Raw genomic sequence first — 15,805 nt, forward strand, 5'->3', positions numbered from 1 at the left:
GCGGCCGTTCAGTGGCCGTTCGCGGTCGCGCGGCGCATGGGCAGCTCGCGCGAGGCGCGCCGCGTGCGCAGGCCCAGGGCGAACAGCAGCGCCCCCGAGAGCACGGCGTACACGCTGATCATCCAGACCAGTGCCAGCGCGCCGGCCGGCGGGAACGCGATTACCAGCACGCCGAACACGACCGAAACGATCCCGCCCAGCACCAGCAGCCATTCGCCGCGCACCACCTTGCGCAGGCGCACCGCCATCGCGATGTCGAGCGCGCCGGTGACGATCGCATTGGCGCCCATGACCAGCACCAGCACGAGCATCGTCACGACCGGGGCGACCAGCGCATAGATGCCGGCGACGACGCTGACGATGCCCAGCAGCAGCGGCAGCCACCACTTGCTCTCGGCCCGGCGAATCTGGAAGGCGGCCACGATCGACACGGCCCCGGCCAGCAGCGCATAGACGGCGAACATCGCCACCAGCAGCAGCAGCGTGAGGTCGGGCCAGGCGAGCGCCAGCACGCCGAACACGATCGCCACGGCGCCGCGCAGCATCAGCATCCGCGCCGAGCGGTCCATCTGCACATCCGCCGACAGCGGCGCGCTGTCGTTGGCGGAACCGTTCCTGGAAGTAGAAGCAGTGGCCATGGCTCAGAGACCGATGGTGATGCGGTTGTCGACCGTCGTGACGCCCGGCGCCTTCCACGCCGCGCGAGCGGCCTCCTCGCGCTCGGCCCAGGAGCGCACCGTGCCGCGCAGGATGACCTTGTTGCCCTCGACTTCGACCGTGATGCGTTGCGCATCGGTCTGCGCGCTGCGCACCAGGGCCTGCTCGACTTCCTTCTTGATGTCCGAGGGCTGGACCTTGGGCTTCACATCGATCAGGTTGCTGACGCCCTTGACCCCGGCCAGATTGCGCACGACGCGCTCGGCCTCGCGTTTCTTGTATTCCCAGTCGACCGTGCCCTTGAGCGTCACCCAGCCCTTGGATACGGTCACCTCGATCTTCTCCGGCACCAGTACGGCGTCCCACTCGAGCGCGCGCACGGCAGCCGCGGCGATCTCCACGTCGGCGCGCTCGCCGCTGGCGCCCAGCCGCACTTCGATGTCATTGGCGACCGCCTTGACGCCGCGCACGCGGTGCGCCGCCTCTTCCGCAGCCCAGCGCTTGGTATAGGAATCGACCCAGCCGGTCAGCGTGACGACGCCGTCCTTCACGCTCACGCCGATCTCGGGCGCCTGCACCCGCGGTTCCCACTTCAATTCGGCGATCACGTCGGCCTGGATTTCGGCATCGGTTCTGGATGCGGTGGCGATGGTCATTGGAAAGTCCCTTCTGTTCACATGCAGGCGCCCGCGTCGTCGGGGAGCCGCAGCTGAGGCGGGCGATCGCTGCAGGCTCTGGGTCCAGACTAAGGCAGCCCCCCGGGCCGGTGTTGCGTGGACCTGCGCTTCTGTGTTCCAGGATTGCGAGGGGCTGCTGCGCCGGGCTGCGCCAAATTCGCGCAGCAATCAGGAACACCGCAGGGCCACGCGCCGTTACGCTGGTTTGCACCTGCCGCCCCGAAGCGACGAGCCCGGAGAAACGCATGCCCAAAGTCCAGCCACCCAGCCCCGTGAATCCCAGCTCCGACAGCGACACGCTGGTCGACGAAGCGCTGGCCGAGAGCTTTCCCGCCAGCGATCCGCCGTCGTGGACGCTGGGGATGGAGGCGCATCACGCCGCGCCCGGGCCGCGACCCGCTCGCGCTCCGGTGCGGATCTACGGGCCGGTCGGCAACGCCGCGACCCACGCGATCCGCGAATTCCTGCACCGGTGCGAAGTGCCCTTCGAGTTCGTGCCGCTCGAGTGCGTGCCGGCCTGCGAGTTCCCCGACGGCACCCGCATGGAGAGGCCGACGATCCGCCAGATCACCGAGAAGCTCGGCTGGTTCAGGAATCCATCGCGCACCGAGTACGACCTGGCGATCTACGGCGCCGGTCCGGCCGGCCTGAGCGCGGCGGTCTACGCCGCGGCTGACGGCCTTTCCACCGTGCTGGTGGAGCGCTGGGCCCTGGGCGGCCAGGCCGGCAGCAGCTCGAGGATCGAGAACTACCTGGGCTTTCCCGAGGGCGTCAGCGGCACCGACCTGGCCGACCGCGCCCGCCGGCAGGCCGAGAAGTTCGGCGTCGAGATCCTGCTCGCGCGCGCCGGCGAGAAGGCGGAGCTGGAGCCCGGGCACGGCGTGGGCGTGCTCGAGGACGGCACGCGGATCGTCGCGCGCGCTTCCATCTGCGCAACGGGCGTGGCCTACCGCTGCCTGGGCTTGCCCGACGAAGCCAGGTTCCTGGGCGCGGGTCTCTACTACGGCGCCGGCGCCAGCGAGGCGTCGCTGACGGCCGGCGAGCACGTGTTCGTCGTCGGCGGCGGCAATTCGGCCGGCCAGGCCGCACTGCACTTCTCCAGCTACGCCCGGCAGGTCAGCATCGTGATTCGCGCCGATTCGCTGAAGGAGACCCTGTCGGCCTACCTGCTGCAGCGCATCCGGTCGGCCGCCAACATCGACGTGCTGACCCGCACCGAGGTCACGGCGCTGCACGGCGATGCAACACTGCGCGAGATCACGCTGCGCGACGGCAGTGGCCGCGAGCGCCGCGTGCCGACGCGCTGGCTGTTCGTCTGCATCGGCGGCGAGCCCCACACCCAGTGGGCGGAAGCCATCGGCATGGCCCGCGACGAGGGCGGCTATCTCGTCACCGGGCCCGACCTGCCGCGCGCCGGCCAGCGGCCGCAGGGCTGGCCCCTGGACCGCGAGCCCTACTTCCTGGAAAGCAACATCCCCGGCGTGTTCGCCGCCGGCGACGTCCGCCACAACGCGGTGCGCCGCGTGGCGTCGGCGGTGGGCGAGGGTGCGATGGCGGTGGGCTTCGTGCACCGCGTGCTCGATGGACACTGAGGCGGCCGGTCGCGGGACAGTCTCGTCACGGCGCTCCCGCTGCGCCCCCTGCCTCGACAGGCACCACGTTCAGCTCGCGCCATTCCAGCACGGCGCGATGCAGGTCGAGGTGCTTGTCGATCTCCTTGCGCAGCGCGCCCAGCAGGCGCGGCTCGGCCGCGATGCGAAGGTATTCGAAGCGGGCATCGGCGTACGCCTGCTTCAGCCGCGCCACCACCTGGCGCGCGAATCGCTCCAGTTCCTCCGCGGTCCGGGCCTGGCCGGGCACCGGCGCGGCGTGCGCATCCGCCAGTTCCTCCACCAGGCGCGGCGGCTCGCCTTGCCTGCCGGATTCCACGGGGGTTTCCAGGATGCGCGCGCGCCCGGCCTCGACGAGGACGGTCCATTCTGGGTCAGGCATGGTGTGCTTCCGGTCAAAGATCCATGCTCGCGCACACCGCCGGCCGAAGGCTGCGCTCCTTTGCCGATTCCTGCGCATGCTGCCGCCAGCGTCGCGCGTCCCGCACTCACCGCTGTCGCGCGCCATGAAGCGCAGGCGGCTGGAAGAACCAGGCGCGCGCGGCGCCTATCGTGCTGTCATGGCGAAGAAATTCGAGAGGAAGACCCCATGAGCGACTTCTCATCCATCCTCGTCCACATGGACGCGTCGCCCCGGTGCGCGGAGCGGCTAGCCCTGGCGATCAGGCTGGCCCAGGAGCACGGCGCGGCGACACTGGTGGCGCTGCTGGCCCTGCAGCCACCTGCTACGGTCACCACCGCATCCGCGAGCTGCTGCTCGGCGGCACCACGCGCAGCATCCTGAAGACGATGACGCTGCCCGTGCTGATGTCGCACTGACGCGCCTGCCACAGACAAGGAGCAAGAACCATGTCCGCAGTCATCGAAGCCGGCGAACGCGATTTCGATTCGGCCCTGGCCGGCCCCCGCCCCTTCCTGGTCGATTTCTCGGCCTCCTGGTGCGGCCCGTGCAAGGCCATGGCGCCCGCGCTGGAAGCCTTCGCGCAGCGCCGCGGCAACGAGCTTCCCGTGCTCAAGGTCGACATCGACGCGGCGCCCGGTCTCGCCAACCGCTACGGGATCCGCTCGGTGCCGACGCTGATGCTGTTCCGGGACGGCAAGCCGCTGGCCACCCAGGCCGGGATGATGAGCGAGCGCCAGCTGGCCAGCTTCGTCGAGCAGCACCTGCCGCCCAGGGAACGGACCCCCGTGGAGCAGGACCCGCGGCGGCCGCAGATCGAACTGGATTGGTGAGACAACACCCTGCTGCCACCATGAAACGCATCACCCTCCCCGGCGGCGCAGCCGTCCCCGCACTTGGCCAGGGCGCCTGGCACCTGGGCGAAGACCCGGTACAGCGCGACGAGGAAATCGCCGCCATCCGCCGCGGCATCGACCTCGGCATGACGCTGATCGACACCGCCGAGATGTATGGCGACGGCAAGTCGGAGCTGCTGGTCGGCGAGGCCATCCAGGGCCGGCGCGACCAGGTCTTCGTCGTCACCAAGGTCTACCCGCACAACGCGTCGCGGCGCGCGATGCGCACCGCCTGCGACGGCAGCCTGCAGCGCCTGCGCATCGACGTCATCGACCTGTACCTGCTGCATTGGCCGGGCGCAGTGCCGCTGGACGAGACCGTGGAGGCCTTCGAAGCGCTGCGGCAGAACGGCAAGATCCGCCATTGGGGCGTAAGCAACCTGGACCCGCAGCTGATGCGCTCGCTGCTGGCGGTGCCCGGTGGCAAGGCGGTGCAGACCGACCAGGTGCTCTACAACCTCGCCCACCGCGGCGTCGAATGGGACCTGCTGCCCCTGTTGCGCCGCCACCGCATTCCCGCGATGGCGTACTCGCCGCTGGAGCAGGGCAGGCTGCTGAGGACGCGGGCATTGACGGTGTTCGCGAAGAAGCACGGGATGACGCCGGCGCAGGTGGCCATTGCGTGGCTGCTGGCACAGGAAGACGTGATCGCCATCCCCAAGACCGGCAACCGCCAGAGGCTGGAGGAGAACGCCGGCGCGCTCGCCCACCAGCTGGCACCGGATCACCTGCGCGAACTCGACGACCTGTTCCCGCCGCCGACAGGCCCCACGCCGCTCGAGATGATCTGATTCGAAGACGTCAGCGCAGCTTCGCCGCCAGCACTTGCGGCATCTCGACATCGGGCAGGCCGTGCAGCAGCTTCAGCGCATGCGTGGCCAGGTCCGCCGGCAGGCGGCCGGTCAGGTGGCGGAAGCGCGCGGCCTGGTCCGGAAAGACCGCGAGGCTGCCGTGCCGGTCGCTGTCGACGCGCAGCGCGAACCAGGCCACGGTGCCCTCCTCGCGCTGGATCGCCGCGCCCGCGTCGCCCAGCAGTTGCCGCACGTCCAGCTCCCGCTCCCGCCTGATCTCGAACTCCAGTTGCAGGCCCAGCGTGACCGGCCCGAACAGCGCGTCGGGCGGCAGCTTCTCGGCGATCACGTCGAGATCGACAACGCGCCGCGGACCGTCGAACACCACCGGCGCCTTGTCCTTCAGCAGGTCGTGTGCCGCGCCGCCCAGGTGGGCCTGCCGTCCCGCCAGGCTGGGGAAGCAGGCGAAGGTGCCGAAGGAGGAGGCGTCGTAGCGCAGCGCCAGCCAGGCCAGCGTGCCGGACTCGAGCATCACCAGCGGCAACGCGTCGCGCAGCAGGTCGCTGGCCTGCGTGTCCTGCCCGGGCCGGGCGGCCCAGCGGGTCAGCGTCGCAATGGCAGACATGAGTCAGGCGTACTCGAACTTCGGCAAGGCCTTGAGCTGGTCCTTGTTGGCATTCGGCAGGACCGCCCTGGGCGCGAGGTGCTCGAACTGGCGCACCGGCACCGCGACGCGGTGGTCGGCCAAGCCGAGGAAGCCGCCGACGTTGATCACCGCGATCGACAGCGTGCCGTCGGGCGCGACGACCAAGTCGTCGATCTTGCCGATCTTCTCGCCCTTGTCGTTGTAGACATCCTGCTTCAGCAGCCTGGAGGCGCGGAACCCGGTGGCGACCAGCCGCTGCTCCTCGATCGTCACGCCAAGCACGGCGTGGCCCGCCACCGGCACGTGCACGACAGCCGCGGAAGCAGCGGGCGCCGCCGGCGCTGCCTTGTCGGCCTGGGCATGGGCGCCTTTCACGGAGTACAGCCCACCAATCGCGCAGAGAAGGGCCGTGCCAAGCAGGTATCTGGTGTTCATGATGTGCCCTCTGACTCCGGGTCGAATGGCTTGGGCTTTGACGGCTCAGAGACCGATCGTGATGCGGTTGTCGACCGTCGTGACGCCCGGCGCCTTCCACGCCGCGCGACCCGCCTCCTCGCGCTCGGCCCAGGAGCGCACCATGCCGCGCAGGATGACCTTGTTGCCCTCGACTTCGACCGTGATGCGTTGCGCATCGGTCTGCGCGCTGCGCACCAGGGCCTGCTCGACTTCCTTCTTGATGTCCGAGGGCTGGACCTTGGGCTTCACATCGATCAGGTTGCTGACGCCCTTGACCCCGGCCAGGTTGCGCACGACGCGCTCGGCCTCGCGTTTCTTGTATTCCCAGTCGACCGTGCCCTTGAGCGTCACCCAGCCCTTGGATACAGTCACTTCGATCTTCTCCGGCACCAGCACGGCGTCCCACTCGAGCGCGCGCACGGCAGCCGCGGCGATCTCCACGTCGTTGCGCTCGCCGCCGGCGCCCAGCCGCACTTCGATGTCATTGGCGACGGCCTTGACGCCGCGCACGCGGTGCGCCGCCTCTTCCGCAGCCCAGCGCTTGGTATAGGAATCGACCCAGCCGGTCAGCGTGACGACGCCGTCCTTCGCTATGACGCCGATCTCGGGTGCCTGCACCCGCGGCTCCCACTTCAATTCGGCGATCACGTCGGCCTGGATTTCGGCATCGGTTCTGGATGCGGTGGCGATGGTCATTGCAGATCCCTTCTGACATCAGGAAAAAGCGCCCGCGGGAGGAGGGCCGCTGCTGCGGCGGGCGATCGCGGCGGGCTCTGGTTGGAGACTAGGGCTTGGCCACGCGCCGATCTTGCGAAGACCTGCGCACCTGTGTCGGGGGCCTGCGAAAGGCCGCTGCGGCGTTGCCCGGTTCAGGCAACGCGGACGCCGGGCAACGCCGCACGGCAGGCGACGCGGAACGTGCGCGGCGTCATGCCCGCATAGCGGCCGAAGACCCCGGTGAAATGGCCTTGCGTGCGGAACCCCGACTGCTCGGCGACTTCGAGCAGCGGCAGTTCGGTGTCCTGCAGCAGCGCCTTGGCGTGGCTCACCCTCTGCATCACGATGTAGAGGTGCGGCGGCAGCCCTGTCGCATGCTTGAACATGCGGGCGAAGTGGTACTGGCTCATGTGGACTTCGGCCGCCAGGCGCTCGACGTGGAGCTCCTCCGAGATGTTGTCCCTGACGAAGGCCTGCACGCGCACGAGGCGGTGCGGCGGCAGCCCGCACCGGCCGCTGTTCGGTTCCGGCGCCGCGGCGCCGTAGTGCCGCGCCAGGTGCACGGCGAGCACGGCTCCCAGCGGCTCGAGATAGGCGGCGGCGGGCCGGCGGCCGCCACGCAGTTCGTCCAGCAGGCCGTTGGTGATCGCGCGGACGAACGGATCGAAAACGGCGAAGCGCCCCGCTGGCAAGCTCACCTCACCGAGCGCGGCGCGCACCCGATCCGCGTAGAAATGCGGCGCCAGCCGCAGCACCAGCGTGTCGCCCCGGTGCGCGCAGTGCATGCTGCAGTGCTGGCCCGGCGGGACCACCGACACCAGCGGCGCCCGCACGAACGCGCGGCGTGCGAGCCCGGCCTCGGTGCGGTAGACGATGCTGATCGCCGCGGTCTCGTCCGGCACCAGCAGCTCGATGACCTCGCGTGCGCGCTCGCTGCCGGGGAACTGCAACATCCCGCACTCCACGGCCGGGAAAGCATCAGCGGATGCGGTGCCTGGCTGGATTGCTTCCTTTAGTTCTTCGCGTGCTCCCATGGCTGGAATCTAGGCTCCGGCATCGGAATGCGCCATGCCACTTTGGTGGAACGCCCCGGGGCGACCTCGCAGCCCTGCAGGGACAGTCTCCTAGCCCGTCGGCTGCACCCGCTCCACCATGCGCACCAGCTCGGGCAGCGACTTCGCAGCCATCTTCTCCATCACGTGCCGGCGGTGCACCTTGACGGTGCCTTCGGTGATGCCGAGGGCCGCCGCCGCCTGCTTGTTGAGAAGGCCCTGCAGGATCAGCCGCATCACCTCGTGCTCCCGCGTCGACAGGGAATCGATGCGCTGGCGCAGATTGGCAAGCTCGGCACGCTCGGCGCGCGCGGCGGCGTCGCGCTCGATGGCCGCGTCGACCACTGCAAGCAGGTCCTCCTCCCGGAACGGCTTGGACAGGAATTCGACCGCGCCGGCCTTCATCGCCTGCACCGTCATTGGAATGTCGCCGTGGCTGGTCATGAAAATGATGGGTGGCGTGTCGACGCGCCCGGCCAGGCGCCGTTGCGGTCCAGCCCGCTGAGCCCCGGGAGGCGGACGTCGAGCATGAGGCAGGCCGGGAGGTCGGGCCGGCGGAACTCGAGGAAGGCCGCGGCGGAGGCGAAGGTCCGGACCTGCCAGCCGACCGAGCGCAGCAGGCTGCTGAGCGACTCGCGCAAGGATGCATCGTCGTCCACGACGAATACGATCCCGTCACCGCGTTTGCGGTTGCCGCCTTCCATGGCTCTGTTCTCCGGCGGCGAGTGTAGCCCCCGGCCCGAGCGGCGCCGGAGTTGGACAAGGTCCGCAGCAATCCGCAAGATTCGCAGGCGCCTGCGCCGCTACCCTGTTCCACGAGTGCTGCGAAGCGCAAAGGGAGAATGCATGTTCAAGGTCGACGCCACCGCTCGCGTGGAAGATGCCCCGGGGTTCCACCGCATGTTCGCGGCCGGCCGCCTGACGCTGGGGCTGTTCTTTCCCATCGAAGCCTTCCCGCGCGACCAGCCGACCATGCGCGATCAGGAACGGCTGGCGCTGCGCGCGCAGGCGCTGGACTTCGCGGCGCTGTGGTTCCGCGACGTGCCGCTGCGCGACCCGAGCTTCGGTGACGTCGGCCAGGTGTACGACCCCTGGGTGTACCTCGGGTGGATCGCCGCCCTCACGCGCGACATCGCGCTGGCGACCGGCTCCATCGTGCTGCCGCTGCGCCACCCGCTGCACGTGGCCAAGGCCGCAGCCTCGGTGGACCAGCTGTCGCGCGGGCGGCTGGTGCTGGGCGTGGCCTCGGGCGACCGTCCGGTGGAGTTCCCGGCATTCGGCGTCGACATCGAACGCCGCGCCGCCCTGTTCCGGGAAGACTTCGAGACGATCCGGCGCGTGCTCGAGACCGAGTTCCCGGTGCTGAAGACCTCACGCGGCGTCCTCACCGGCGCGGCCGACCTCGTGCCCAAGCCGGTGGGGCGGCTGCCCCTGCTGGTGACCGGAAACAGCGGGCAGCCGTTGCCGTGGATCGCCGCGCACTCGGACGGCTGGATCACCTACCCGCGCCCGATCGAACGCCAGGCCGAGACGGTAGCGCGCTGGCGCGCCCACGTAGGGGAGGCGGCACCGGGACGCTTCAAGCCGTTCGCCCAGTCTCTCTACGTCGACCTCGATGCCGACCCGCAATTGCCGCCCACGCCGATCCATCTTGGCTTCAAGTCCGGCCGGGAATTCCTGCTGCGCTTCCTGCAAACCTCGCGCGGCATCGGCGTCAACCACGTGATCCTGAACCTGAAGTACGGTGCGCGGCCTGCCGCCGAAGTGCTCGAAGAGATCGGAGTCGAAGTGCTGCCAGCGCTCGCGGCCGCAGGCAACGAAACCAGCACGGCCACCGCGGACGGCACCCTCGCCTGAGCCCTCGCGTGGAGTTTCGTGCACTTCGTGAGCTCCGGCGGCCTGGACTTCGGTCGAGTGTGAGCCCGGATATGCATTCCAGCAGTCGGAGAGAAACAAATGGCTGCTCTGCGACAAGAACGGTTCTGTGCTCACGGCACCATGTCCCCGAAAGAGGTACAGAGATGCCAGTGACGATCGAGACGAAGGAACGGGAGATTGCCTGCCAGCTCGCTCGCGCCCTGGAGCGGTATGACGAGCAAAGCGCAGAGATGGTGCGCACCTGGCTGGACATGGAGCTGTACGCGGAGGTGAGCAAGGGGGTGGATGAGATGCGGGGCTATTGCGCTTCCCTTCCCCGCCTGTCGGTCGCCTGGGTGGAATTCCTGATCGCGCATTCCGAGCTTGTCTTCTCGCTATGGCGGTCGGGTAGCCGGCCTTCCCGCAGCTGTCCGGAGCTCGAGGCTTGCGTCGGCAAGCACACGGCGGCACTAGGCCATCTGCGGCAAGGTTGCGCTCGCTTGCTCAGAGGAGGTTGACGGGCCGGCCGTTCGTGCAGCGGGTGCTGGACGGGTTGAGCATCGTCCGCACGCGCGCCGGCCTACTGCACGGGGGCCGACAAGCGGGCGAGACGCACGGCGAAACGGAACCAGAGCGGCCGCGCGCGCAGCTCGGACGCGCGCATGCGCCGCGCCCGCCCGAAATCGCGTTGGAGCATGGCGCGCACCTGCGCCGCGAGCCGCCGGTCCAGCACGGCCATCGTCAGTTCGAAGTTGAGGCGGAACGAGCGGTTGTCGAAGTTCGCCGTGCCCACGGTGCACCAGTCGTCGTCGATCAGCGTGACCTTCTGGTGCATGAAGCCGTCCTGGTAGCGGTACATCGCCACTCCGGCCTGCTCCAGCGCCTCGACATAGGACCAGCCTGACAGGCCCACCAGCGGATTGTCCGAGCGCTCCGGCAGCAGCACGCGCACGTCCACGCCGCGCAGGGCGGCGAGCTGCAGCGCCGTGACGAACTGTTCGTCGGGCACGAAGTACGGGCTCGCCACCCACAGGCGCGAGCGCGCATGGCCGATCGCGGCGATGAAGAACAGCGTGCAGGTCTCCAGTTCGTCGGCCGGGCCGCTGGGCAGGCACAGCACCGAATGGCCGCCGCCGGCCGCTTCCACCGGGTCCCATTGCAGCCGCAAGGGACGACCCGCCGCCCAGTGCCAGTCCTCGCAGAACGACACCTGCACGCACTGCACCGCCGGTCCCTCGATGCACAGGTGAGTGTCGCGCCAGGGGCCGATGCGCGGGTCGCGACCGAGATATTCGTCGCCCACGTTGAGGCCCCCGACCCAGGCGCGGCGGCCGTCGACGATCACGATCTTGCGGTGGTTGCGGAAGTTCAGGTGCAGCCGGCCGGCTCCGCGGCCGACCGCGTGGAAGGCATGCACTTCCACCCCGCCGGCGCGCAGTGCCCCGACATAGGCGCGCGGCAGGCGGAAGCTGCCGACCTCGTCGTACAGCAGGTGCACGCGCACGCCGGCCGCCGCGCGTTCGAGCAGCCGCGCCAGCAGTTCGCGCCCGATGCGGTCGTCACGCAGGATGTAGAACTGCACCAGCACGTAGTCGCGCGCGGCGGCGATGCCCGCGAAGATCGAGTCGAAGGTGGCCGCGCCGTCGACCAGCAGCGTCGCCGCGTTCCCGCCGGTGAACGGCAGTTTGGCCAGCCGCTCGAACGGCACATCGCGGGTATAGCGGGTGGCGGTGAGCAGGCGGCGGCGCCGCAACGCCGCCTGCATGCGCTGCTGCATCGCCCGGAACTCGGCCAGCGCCGCCCGCCGCGCAGCCAGATAGTCGGCGAACCGGCTCTGCCCGAACACCAGGAACAGCGGCAGAGCCAGCAGCGGGAAGGCGACCAGCGCCACCGCCCAGGCGGCGGCGCCCTGGGCGGTGCGGGCTTCCATCACCGCCCGGCCGGCGGCCAGCACACCGAACGCCTGCAACAGTGCGTACGCCGCCCCGAGGATGGCCGCTTCCGGCCCGGTCATTCGATCGCGCCGCTCTGGCGGCGACCTGGCCCGACGCGATCGTCGCGCTCGCGCAGCAACCAGTACACCAGACCCAGGACCAGCGTGGCGCTGGCCAGCGCGGCCACCATCGCGGGCTCGGTGCTGGTGATCTCGAGCACGATGAACTTGCGGCTCAGTGCCAGCAGGGCGACGAGCAGCACGGTCTTGATCTGCACGACACTGTCGCGCCGCACGGCGACCCGCACGATGGAATGCCTGAACTCGAGCGCGATCAGCACGGTCATGATGCTGCCGAACACTCCCTGGAACACCTGGTGGTCGAGGGGGTCGAGCGCGCCGGTGAGCAACAGCGGCACCAGGCGCACCAGCAGCTGGATCAAGGCCAACGTGATGAGCACGGCGATCACGAGCGACAGCAGGGAAGCGACGCCATGTTCGAAGCGCTCGTACGCCGACATCGCACCCCAGTAGCGGCGCGTTTCGCGCAACAGCCAGGGGTGGCGCGGCGATGCCATGGCGACCTCCGATGAGGGGAAAGCGCCATTGTCTCGCCGCCGCGCCGTGATCGAAGAACGGCCGCTGCGGCACCGCCGCCCTGCGCCATGGAACGCAAGCGCAGGGAAGAAAGCTGCGCGGCGGTTCCCTATCCTCCAATGGACAAGGAGTGCCCATGAAGATCCCGCCGGTGCTCCTGACCTGTTGAAAGGAAGGGCCATGCCCGCAGTGATCGAAGCAGGCGAGCGCGAGTTCGACGACGCCATCGCCGGCCGCCACCCCGTCCTGGTGGATTTTTCCGCCTCCTGGTGCGGCCCCTGCCGGGCCATGGCGCCGGCGCTGGAAGCATTCGCCGCCCACCGCACCGACGACCTGGCCGTGCTCAAGGTGGACATCGACGCGGCGCCGGCAGTCGCGTCGCGCCTGGGCATCCGCTCGGTGCCGACGCTGGTGCTGTTCCAGGACGGCAAGCCGGTCGCCGTCCAGGCCGGCATGCTGAGCGAAAAGCAACTCGGTGCGTTCGTCGACCAGAACCTGCCGGCGCGCGAGAAGCGAGTGGTGGAGCAGGACCCGAACCGGCCGCAGGTCAACCTGGACTGGTGACGCCGCGATGCCGTGACTACGCCACGACGACCGTCTTCACGTCGACGAATTCGCGGATGCCCCAGGTGGATTGCTCGCGGCCGTAGCCGGAATCCTTGACGCCGCCGAAGGGCAGGCGCGGGTCCTCCCGGACACACCCATTGACCCATGCCATGCCGCAATCGAGCAGGTCGGCGGCAATGCGTTCGCCACGCTGCACGTCCCGCGTGAGCACGCAGGCGCCGAGGCCGTAGGCGGAATCGTTGGCGGCCGCAATCGCGGCGCGTTCGTCCGCCACCGGCACGATGGCCGCGACCGGGCCGAACAGCTCCTCGTCGAAGGCCGGCATGCCGCGCCGCACGTCGGTCAGCACCGTGCTCGGGTAGAACGCCCCTGCGCCTTCGGGCAGCACGCCCCCGAGCAGCAGGCGTGCGCCGGCCGCGACGCTGGCCTGCACCTGCGCATGCAGCGCGTCGCGCAGGTCGCGGCGCGCGATCGGGCCGACGTCGGTGGCGTCCAGCAACGGGTCGCCGACCCGCGCCGCGGCCATCAGCGCGACGAAGCGCGCCTCGAAGGCGGCACGCACTTCCTCCACGACGATCATCCGCTTGGCCGCGATGCAGCTCTGGCCGCTGTTGCTCAGGCGGCCTTCCGTGCACACCCGCGCGGCAAGCTCGATGTCCGCATCGGCGAGCACCAGGTAAGGGTCGCTGCCCCCGAGTTCCAGCACCGACTTCTTCAGCTTGCCGCCGGCTGCGCGCGCGACGGCGGCGCCGGCCGGCCCGCTGCCTGTCAGGCTGACGCCGCGCACCAGCGGATGCGAGATCAGCGCTTCGACGTCCTGGCTGGCGAGCAGCAGCACCCGCAGCAGGTCGCGCGGCAGCTCGGCGCGCACGAACACGTCCTCGATGGCGAGGGCGCAGCCCGGCACGTTGGAAGCGTGCTTGACCACCACGGCATTGCCCGCCATGAGCGCCGGCACGACCATCCGGAACACCTGGTGGAACGGCCAGTTCCAGGGCTGGACGCCGAGCACCACGCCAAGCGGCCGGTACACGACGCGGCTGCGGCTCCACTCCGTGGCGACGGGCTGGTCGGCCAGCATCGCGGCTGCGTGCTCGGCGTAGTGCCTGCAGAGGGTCGCGCAGGCGCGCACCTCCTCCAGCCCGTTGCGCACCGGCTTGCCCATTTCCTCGGCCATCAGCTGCGCGTACTCGCGCTGGTTGCGCAGCAGGATGCCGGCGGCACGCTCCATCGCGGCCGCGCGGTCGGCGAAGGCGGCGCGCCGCCAGCCAAGGAAGGCTGCGTGCGCGCGCTCGACGATGCCGGGCAGCGCGGAGGCGGGTGTCAGCTCGTAGGAGGCGATGGCCCGGCCGGTGGCGGGATTGACGGATTCGATGGTCATCGGACCATCCTCGGACAATGCATGCGCCGCATGTTCTCCGCGCTTGCTGCCGATGCCCGGATCGTGCGGACCTCGCGCGCGAGCTGCCTGGCGGCGCGAGGCGCAGTCCTGCGGTCCTTGTCGGATCCCTGCGCTTCCGCGCTGGTGCCGCCGCGCGGCCACGCCGCTTCGCGTAGCCTCTCTCCCACGCCCACGACACGGAGCGAACCATGACAGTCATTGCAGGCATTCCCCGGATCGAGCGCCTCCTGCGCGAGGCCGCCGGGATCCACATCGACAAGAACGACCTGCGGCGTCACGAAGAGTTCGTCAACCGCAAGATCCACGACCTGCTGCAGCGCGGCTGCGCGATCGCCAAGGCCAACGGGCGCGACGTGGTGCAGCCGTGGGACGTGCCGCTCAGCGGCGGCCTGCAGCAATGCATGCACGAGTTCCGCGCGCTCGACCAGGCGATCGAGGTGCGGCCCATCCTCGACCGCCTGGCGAAGCTGCCGCCGCTCGAGCTCGATTTCAGCGAGGCGGTGACCGAGAGCCTGCCGGATCTCGCCGGCGGACTCACCATCGCGCTGGCGCGCAGCTTCAAGATCCTCGATCCTGGCCTCAAGAATCCCGACACGCGCGATTGGGACCGGGCGTTCGCGCTGTTCGACCTGCTGCTCTGAAGCGCTTCGGGCAACCCGCGGCGGTGTGCCGCCGTGGCCCCGGTCTTCGCTCGATGATTGTTCCCTCCGTCCTCGACATCGAAGCGTCCGGGTTCGGACGCGGCAGCTATCCCGTCGAAGTCGGCTACGTGCTGGACGACGGCAATTCGCAATGCATGCTGGTGCACCCCGCGCCGGACTGGGACCACTGGAGCCCGGCCGCCGAGCGGCTGCACCGCATCACGCGCGCGGACCTGCTGGAGCACGGCCTGCCGATCGTCGTGGTGGCGCAGGAGCTGAATCACCACCTGTGCGGCCGCACGCTCTACACCGACGCCTGGGGGCACGACTATTCCTGGCTGGCCAGGCTGTACGACGCCGCCCGGCGCGCGCCGACCTTCCGGCTGGAAAGCCTGCACTCGCTGCTGACGGAGAGCGAGAGGGCGCGCTGGTCGGCACTGAAGGCGCAGGTGGCGACCGCACTGGGACTGCCGCGCCATCGCGCCTGTGCCGACGCGCGCCTGCTGCAGGCGACATTCGGCGAGCTGCGCGCCCGCAGGCACGGCGATTGCGACCGCACCCGCTGCCGGCCGGCGCAGGCGGGCCTATAGCCGGTGCAGCGGAATCATCACTTCGCCAGCACGCCGACGATGGTCTCGTCGGCATAGCACCAGACCCAGCGCTCGCCCGGTTCGATGGATCGGATCAGCGGGTGCGCCGTCTGCCGGTAGTGCCGCGTGGCGTGGCGGTTCTTCGAGGCGTCGCAGCAGCCGACGTGGCCGCAGACCAGGCACAGCCGAAGGTGCACCCAGGGATCGCCGAGTTGCACGCACTCCTCGCACACGTTCGTGCGCGTGCCGGTCACGGCGATCTGGTCCAGGTGGCTGCAGGGGCTTGCCCCTGGGGTGACGGCACTGGAGCCCACGG

Annotated in this window: 21 protein-coding genes and 1 pseudogene; 9 read left to right on the plus strand and 13 right to left on the minus strand. The window is 69.9% G+C overall.

From position 1 onward, the window contains the following. Positions 1-8 precede the first annotated feature (8 nt). Together JJB11_RS01640 and JJB11_RS01645 are read right to left on the minus strand one after the other, a co-directional pair. Positions 9-638, minus strand: coding sequence for an HdeD family acid-resistance protein (locus JJB11_RS01640; protein WP_201964541.1), 630 nt, complete (start codon positions 636-638; stop codon positions 9-11). A 3-nt stretch (positions 639-641) separates the two neighbouring features. After that, positions 642-1,313 carry a BON domain-containing protein gene (locus JJB11_RS01645; protein ID WP_201166160.1) on the minus strand — a complete coding sequence of 224 codons (672 nt, stop codon included), beginning with the start codon at positions 1,311-1,313 and terminating at the stop codon, positions 642-644. A 266-nt stretch (positions 1,314-1,579) separates the two neighbouring features. Here JJB11_RS01645 and JJB11_RS01650 point away from each other — a divergent pair, with 266 nt between their 5' ends. Further along, complete coding sequence (locus tag JJB11_RS01650) at positions 1,580-2,926, plus strand: NAD(P)/FAD-dependent oxidoreductase (RefSeq protein WP_242528814.1); 1,347 nt, start codon at positions 1,580-1,582, stop codon at positions 2,924-2,926. A 25-nt stretch (positions 2,927-2,951) separates the two neighbouring features. Here the strand turns inward: JJB11_RS01650 and JJB11_RS01655 are convergent, their stop codons facing one another. Further along, positions 2,952-3,326: a host attachment protein gene (locus JJB11_RS01655; protein WP_201166161.1), complete on the minus strand. Its 375-nt coding sequence runs from the start codon at positions 3,324-3,326 to the stop codon at positions 2,952-2,954. A gap of 341 nt (positions 3,327-3,667) precedes the next feature. Here JJB11_RS01655 and JJB11_RS26720 point away from each other — a divergent pair. The 3 genes and pseudogenes from JJB11_RS26720 to JJB11_RS01670 form a co-directional block, all read left to right on the plus strand. Then, positions 3,668-3,763 (plus strand): annotated as a pseudogene (locus tag JJB11_RS26720) (universal stress protein); the annotation flags it as partial. A gap of 30 nt (positions 3,764-3,793) precedes the next feature. Beyond that, the gene (gene trxA, locus JJB11_RS01665) at positions 3,794-4,177 is read left to right on the plus strand and encodes a thioredoxin (RefSeq protein WP_201166163.1); all 384 of its coding nucleotides are present in this window, start codon (positions 3,794-3,796) and stop codon (positions 4,175-4,177) included. A gap of 20 nt (positions 4,178-4,197) precedes the next feature. After that, a complete protein-coding gene (locus tag JJB11_RS01670; protein ID WP_201166164.1) occupies positions 4,198-5,031 on the plus strand; it encodes an aldo/keto reductase in 834 nt (277 codons plus the stop codon). Positions 5,032-5,041: 10 nt separating this feature from the next. On the opposite strand, the gene JJB11_RS01675 is transcribed toward JJB11_RS01670, so the two are convergent. The 6 genes from JJB11_RS01675 to JJB11_RS26495 form a co-directional block, all read right to left on the minus strand. After that, entirely contained in the window at positions 5,042-5,656 is a 615-nt protein-coding gene (locus tag JJB11_RS01675) for a hypothetical protein (protein ID WP_201166165.1), read from the minus strand. 3 nt (positions 5,657-5,659) lie between these two features. After that, on the minus strand, positions 5,660-6,112 hold the full coding sequence (locus tag JJB11_RS01680) for a PRC-barrel domain-containing protein (protein ID WP_201166166.1): 453 nt from the start codon (positions 6,110-6,112) through the stop codon (positions 5,660-5,662). A 45-nt stretch (positions 6,113-6,157) separates the two neighbouring features. Continuing rightward, positions 6,158-6,829, minus strand: coding sequence for a BON domain-containing protein (locus JJB11_RS01685; RefSeq protein WP_201166167.1), 672 nt, complete (start codon positions 6,827-6,829; stop codon positions 6,158-6,160). A gap of 173 nt (positions 6,830-7,002) precedes the next feature. Next, positions 7,003-7,803, minus strand: coding sequence for a helix-turn-helix transcriptional regulator (locus JJB11_RS01690; RefSeq protein WP_201166168.1), 801 nt, complete (start codon positions 7,801-7,803; stop codon positions 7,003-7,005). Positions 7,804-7,974: 171 nt separating this feature from the next. Continuing rightward, positions 7,975-8,346: a LuxR C-terminal-related transcriptional regulator gene (locus JJB11_RS26490; protein WP_201964632.1), complete on the minus strand. Its 372-nt coding sequence runs from the start codon at positions 8,344-8,346 to the stop codon at positions 7,975-7,977. Next, on the minus strand, positions 8,343-8,606 hold the full coding sequence (locus JJB11_RS26495; protein WP_201964542.1) for a response regulator: 264 nt from the start codon (positions 8,604-8,606) through the stop codon (positions 8,343-8,345). Before JJB11_RS26495 ends, JJB11_RS26490 begins: the two co-directional genes overlap by 4 nt. Positions 8,607-8,748: 142 nt before the next feature. Here JJB11_RS26495 and JJB11_RS01700 point away from each other — a divergent pair, with 142 nt between their 5' ends. Then, positions 8,749-9,759, plus strand: a complete 1,011-nt coding sequence (locus JJB11_RS01700; RefSeq protein WP_201166169.1) for an LLM class oxidoreductase — start codon at positions 8,749-8,751, stop codon at positions 9,757-9,759. Between the two features lie 164 nt (positions 9,760-9,923). Beyond that, entirely contained in the window at positions 9,924-10,277 is a 354-nt protein-coding gene (locus JJB11_RS01705; RefSeq protein ID WP_201166170.1) for a hypothetical protein, read from the plus strand. A gap of 62 nt (positions 10,278-10,339) precedes the next feature. Here JJB11_RS01705 and cls read toward each other — a convergent pair whose 3' ends face one another. Beyond that, complete coding sequence (gene cls, locus JJB11_RS01710; RefSeq protein ID WP_201166171.1) at positions 10,340-11,773, minus strand: cardiolipin synthase; 1,434 nt, start codon at positions 11,771-11,773, stop codon at positions 10,340-10,342. After that, entirely contained in the window at positions 11,770-12,270 is a 501-nt protein-coding gene (locus JJB11_RS01715; RefSeq protein WP_201166172.1) for a phosphate-starvation-inducible PsiE family protein, read from the minus strand. The genes cls and JJB11_RS01715 overlap by 4 nt, the downstream gene beginning before the upstream one ends. A 199-nt stretch (positions 12,271-12,469) precedes the next feature. Here JJB11_RS01715 and trxA (JJB11_RS01720) point away from each other — a divergent pair, with 199 nt between their 5' ends. Further along, complete coding sequence (trxA, locus tag JJB11_RS01720; protein ID WP_201166173.1) at positions 12,470-12,853, plus strand: thioredoxin; 384 nt, start codon at positions 12,470-12,472, stop codon at positions 12,851-12,853. A gap of 16 nt (positions 12,854-12,869) precedes the next feature. On the opposite strand, the gene JJB11_RS01725 is transcribed toward trxA (JJB11_RS01720), so the two are convergent. Continuing rightward, the gene (locus tag JJB11_RS01725; protein ID WP_201166174.1) at positions 12,870-14,237 is read right to left on the minus strand and encodes an NAD-dependent succinate-semialdehyde dehydrogenase; all 1,368 of its coding nucleotides are present in this window, start codon (positions 14,235-14,237) and stop codon (positions 12,870-12,872) included. A 209-nt stretch (positions 14,238-14,446) separates the two neighbouring features. On the opposite strand from JJB11_RS01725, the gene JJB11_RS01730 reads away from it, so the two are divergent. Both JJB11_RS01730 and JJB11_RS01735 read left to right on the plus strand, forming a co-directional pair. Then, positions 14,447-14,899, plus strand: coding sequence for a DUF1931 family protein (locus JJB11_RS01730; RefSeq protein WP_201166175.1), 453 nt, complete (start codon positions 14,447-14,449; stop codon positions 14,897-14,899). Between the two features lie 53 nt (positions 14,900-14,952). Further along, positions 14,953-15,489 carry a 3'-5' exonuclease gene (locus tag JJB11_RS01735; protein ID WP_201166176.1) on the plus strand — a complete coding sequence of 179 codons (537 nt, stop codon included), beginning with the start codon at positions 14,953-14,955 and terminating at the stop codon, positions 15,487-15,489. A gap of 17 nt (positions 15,490-15,506) precedes the next feature. Here the strand turns inward: JJB11_RS01735 and JJB11_RS01740 are convergent, their stop codons facing one another. After that, the gene (locus tag JJB11_RS01740; protein ID WP_201166177.1) at positions 15,507-15,803 is read right to left on the minus strand and encodes a UBP-type zinc finger domain-containing protein; all 297 of its coding nucleotides are present in this window, start codon (positions 15,801-15,803) and stop codon (positions 15,507-15,509) included. Positions 15,804-15,805 lie beyond the last annotated feature (2 nt).

Origin of the sequence: Ramlibacter ginsenosidimutans (assembly GCF_016654015.1) — a bacterium.
GTDB lineage: Bacteria > Pseudomonadota > Gammaproteobacteria > Burkholderiales > Burkholderiaceae_C > Ramlibacter > Ramlibacter ginsenosidimutans.

Bases quoted from the DNA above. Each gene is read 5' to 3' on its own strand.
- JJB11_RS01640 (WP_201964541.1), bottom strand. From the start codon at position 638: ATGGCCACTGCTTCTACTTCCAGGAACGGTTCCGCCAACGACAGCGCG.
- JJB11_RS01645 (WP_201166160.1), bottom strand. From the start codon at position 1,313: ATGACCATCGCCACCGCATCCAGAACCGATGCCGAAATCCAGGCCGAC.
- JJB11_RS01650 (WP_242528814.1), top strand. From the start codon at position 1,580: ATGCCCAAAGTCCAGCCACCCAGCCCCGTGAATCCCAGCTCCGACAGC.
- JJB11_RS01655 (WP_201166161.1), bottom strand. From the start codon at position 3,326: ATGCCTGACCCAGAATGGACCGTCCTCGTCGAGGCCGGGCGCGCGCGC.
- trxA (WP_201166163.1), top strand. From the start codon at position 3,794: ATGTCCGCAGTCATCGAAGCCGGCGAACGCGATTTCGATTCGGCCCTG.
- JJB11_RS01670 (WP_201166164.1), top strand. From the start codon at position 4,198: ATGAAACGCATCACCCTCCCCGGCGGCGCAGCCGTCCCCGCACTTGGC.
- JJB11_RS01675 (WP_201166165.1), bottom strand. From the start codon at position 5,656: ATGTCTGCCATTGCGACGCTGACCCGCTGGGCCGCCCGGCCCGGGCAG.
- JJB11_RS01680 (WP_201166166.1), bottom strand. From the start codon at position 6,112: ATGAACACCAGATACCTGCTTGGCACGGCCCTTCTCTGCGCGATTGGT.
- JJB11_RS01685 (WP_201166167.1), bottom strand. From the start codon at position 6,829: ATGACCATCGCCACCGCATCCAGAACCGATGCCGAAATCCAGGCCGAC.
- JJB11_RS01690 (WP_201166168.1), bottom strand. From the start codon at position 7,803: ATGTTGCAGTTCCCCGGCAGCGAGCGCGCACGCGAGGTCATCGAGCTG.
- JJB11_RS26490 (WP_201964632.1), bottom strand. From the start codon at position 8,346: ATGACCAGCCACGGCGACATTCCAATGACGGTGCAGGCGATGAAGGCC.
- JJB11_RS26495 (WP_201964542.1), bottom strand. From the start codon at position 8,606: ATGGAAGGCGGCAACCGCAAACGCGGTGACGGGATCGTATTCGTCGTG.
- JJB11_RS01700 (WP_201166169.1), top strand. From the start codon at position 8,749: ATGTTCAAGGTCGACGCCACCGCTCGCGTGGAAGATGCCCCGGGGTTC.
- JJB11_RS01705 (WP_201166170.1), top strand. From the start codon at position 9,924: ATGCCAGTGACGATCGAGACGAAGGAACGGGAGATTGCCTGCCAGCTC.
- cls (WP_201166171.1), bottom strand. From the start codon at position 11,773: ATGACCGGGCCGGAAGCGGCCATCCTCGGGGCGGCGTACGCACTGTTG.
- JJB11_RS01715 (WP_201166172.1), bottom strand. From the start codon at position 12,270: ATGGCATCGCCGCGCCACCCCTGGCTGTTGCGCGAAACGCGCCGCTAC.
- trxA (WP_201166173.1), top strand. From the start codon at position 12,470: ATGCCCGCAGTGATCGAAGCAGGCGAGCGCGAGTTCGACGACGCCATC.
- JJB11_RS01725 (WP_201166174.1), bottom strand. From the start codon at position 14,237: ATGACCATCGAATCCGTCAATCCCGCCACCGGCCGGGCCATCGCCTCC.
- JJB11_RS01730 (WP_201166175.1), top strand. From the start codon at position 14,447: ATGACAGTCATTGCAGGCATTCCCCGGATCGAGCGCCTCCTGCGCGAG.
- JJB11_RS01735 (WP_201166176.1), top strand. From the start codon at position 14,953: ATGATTGTTCCCTCCGTCCTCGACATCGAAGCGTCCGGGTTCGGACGC.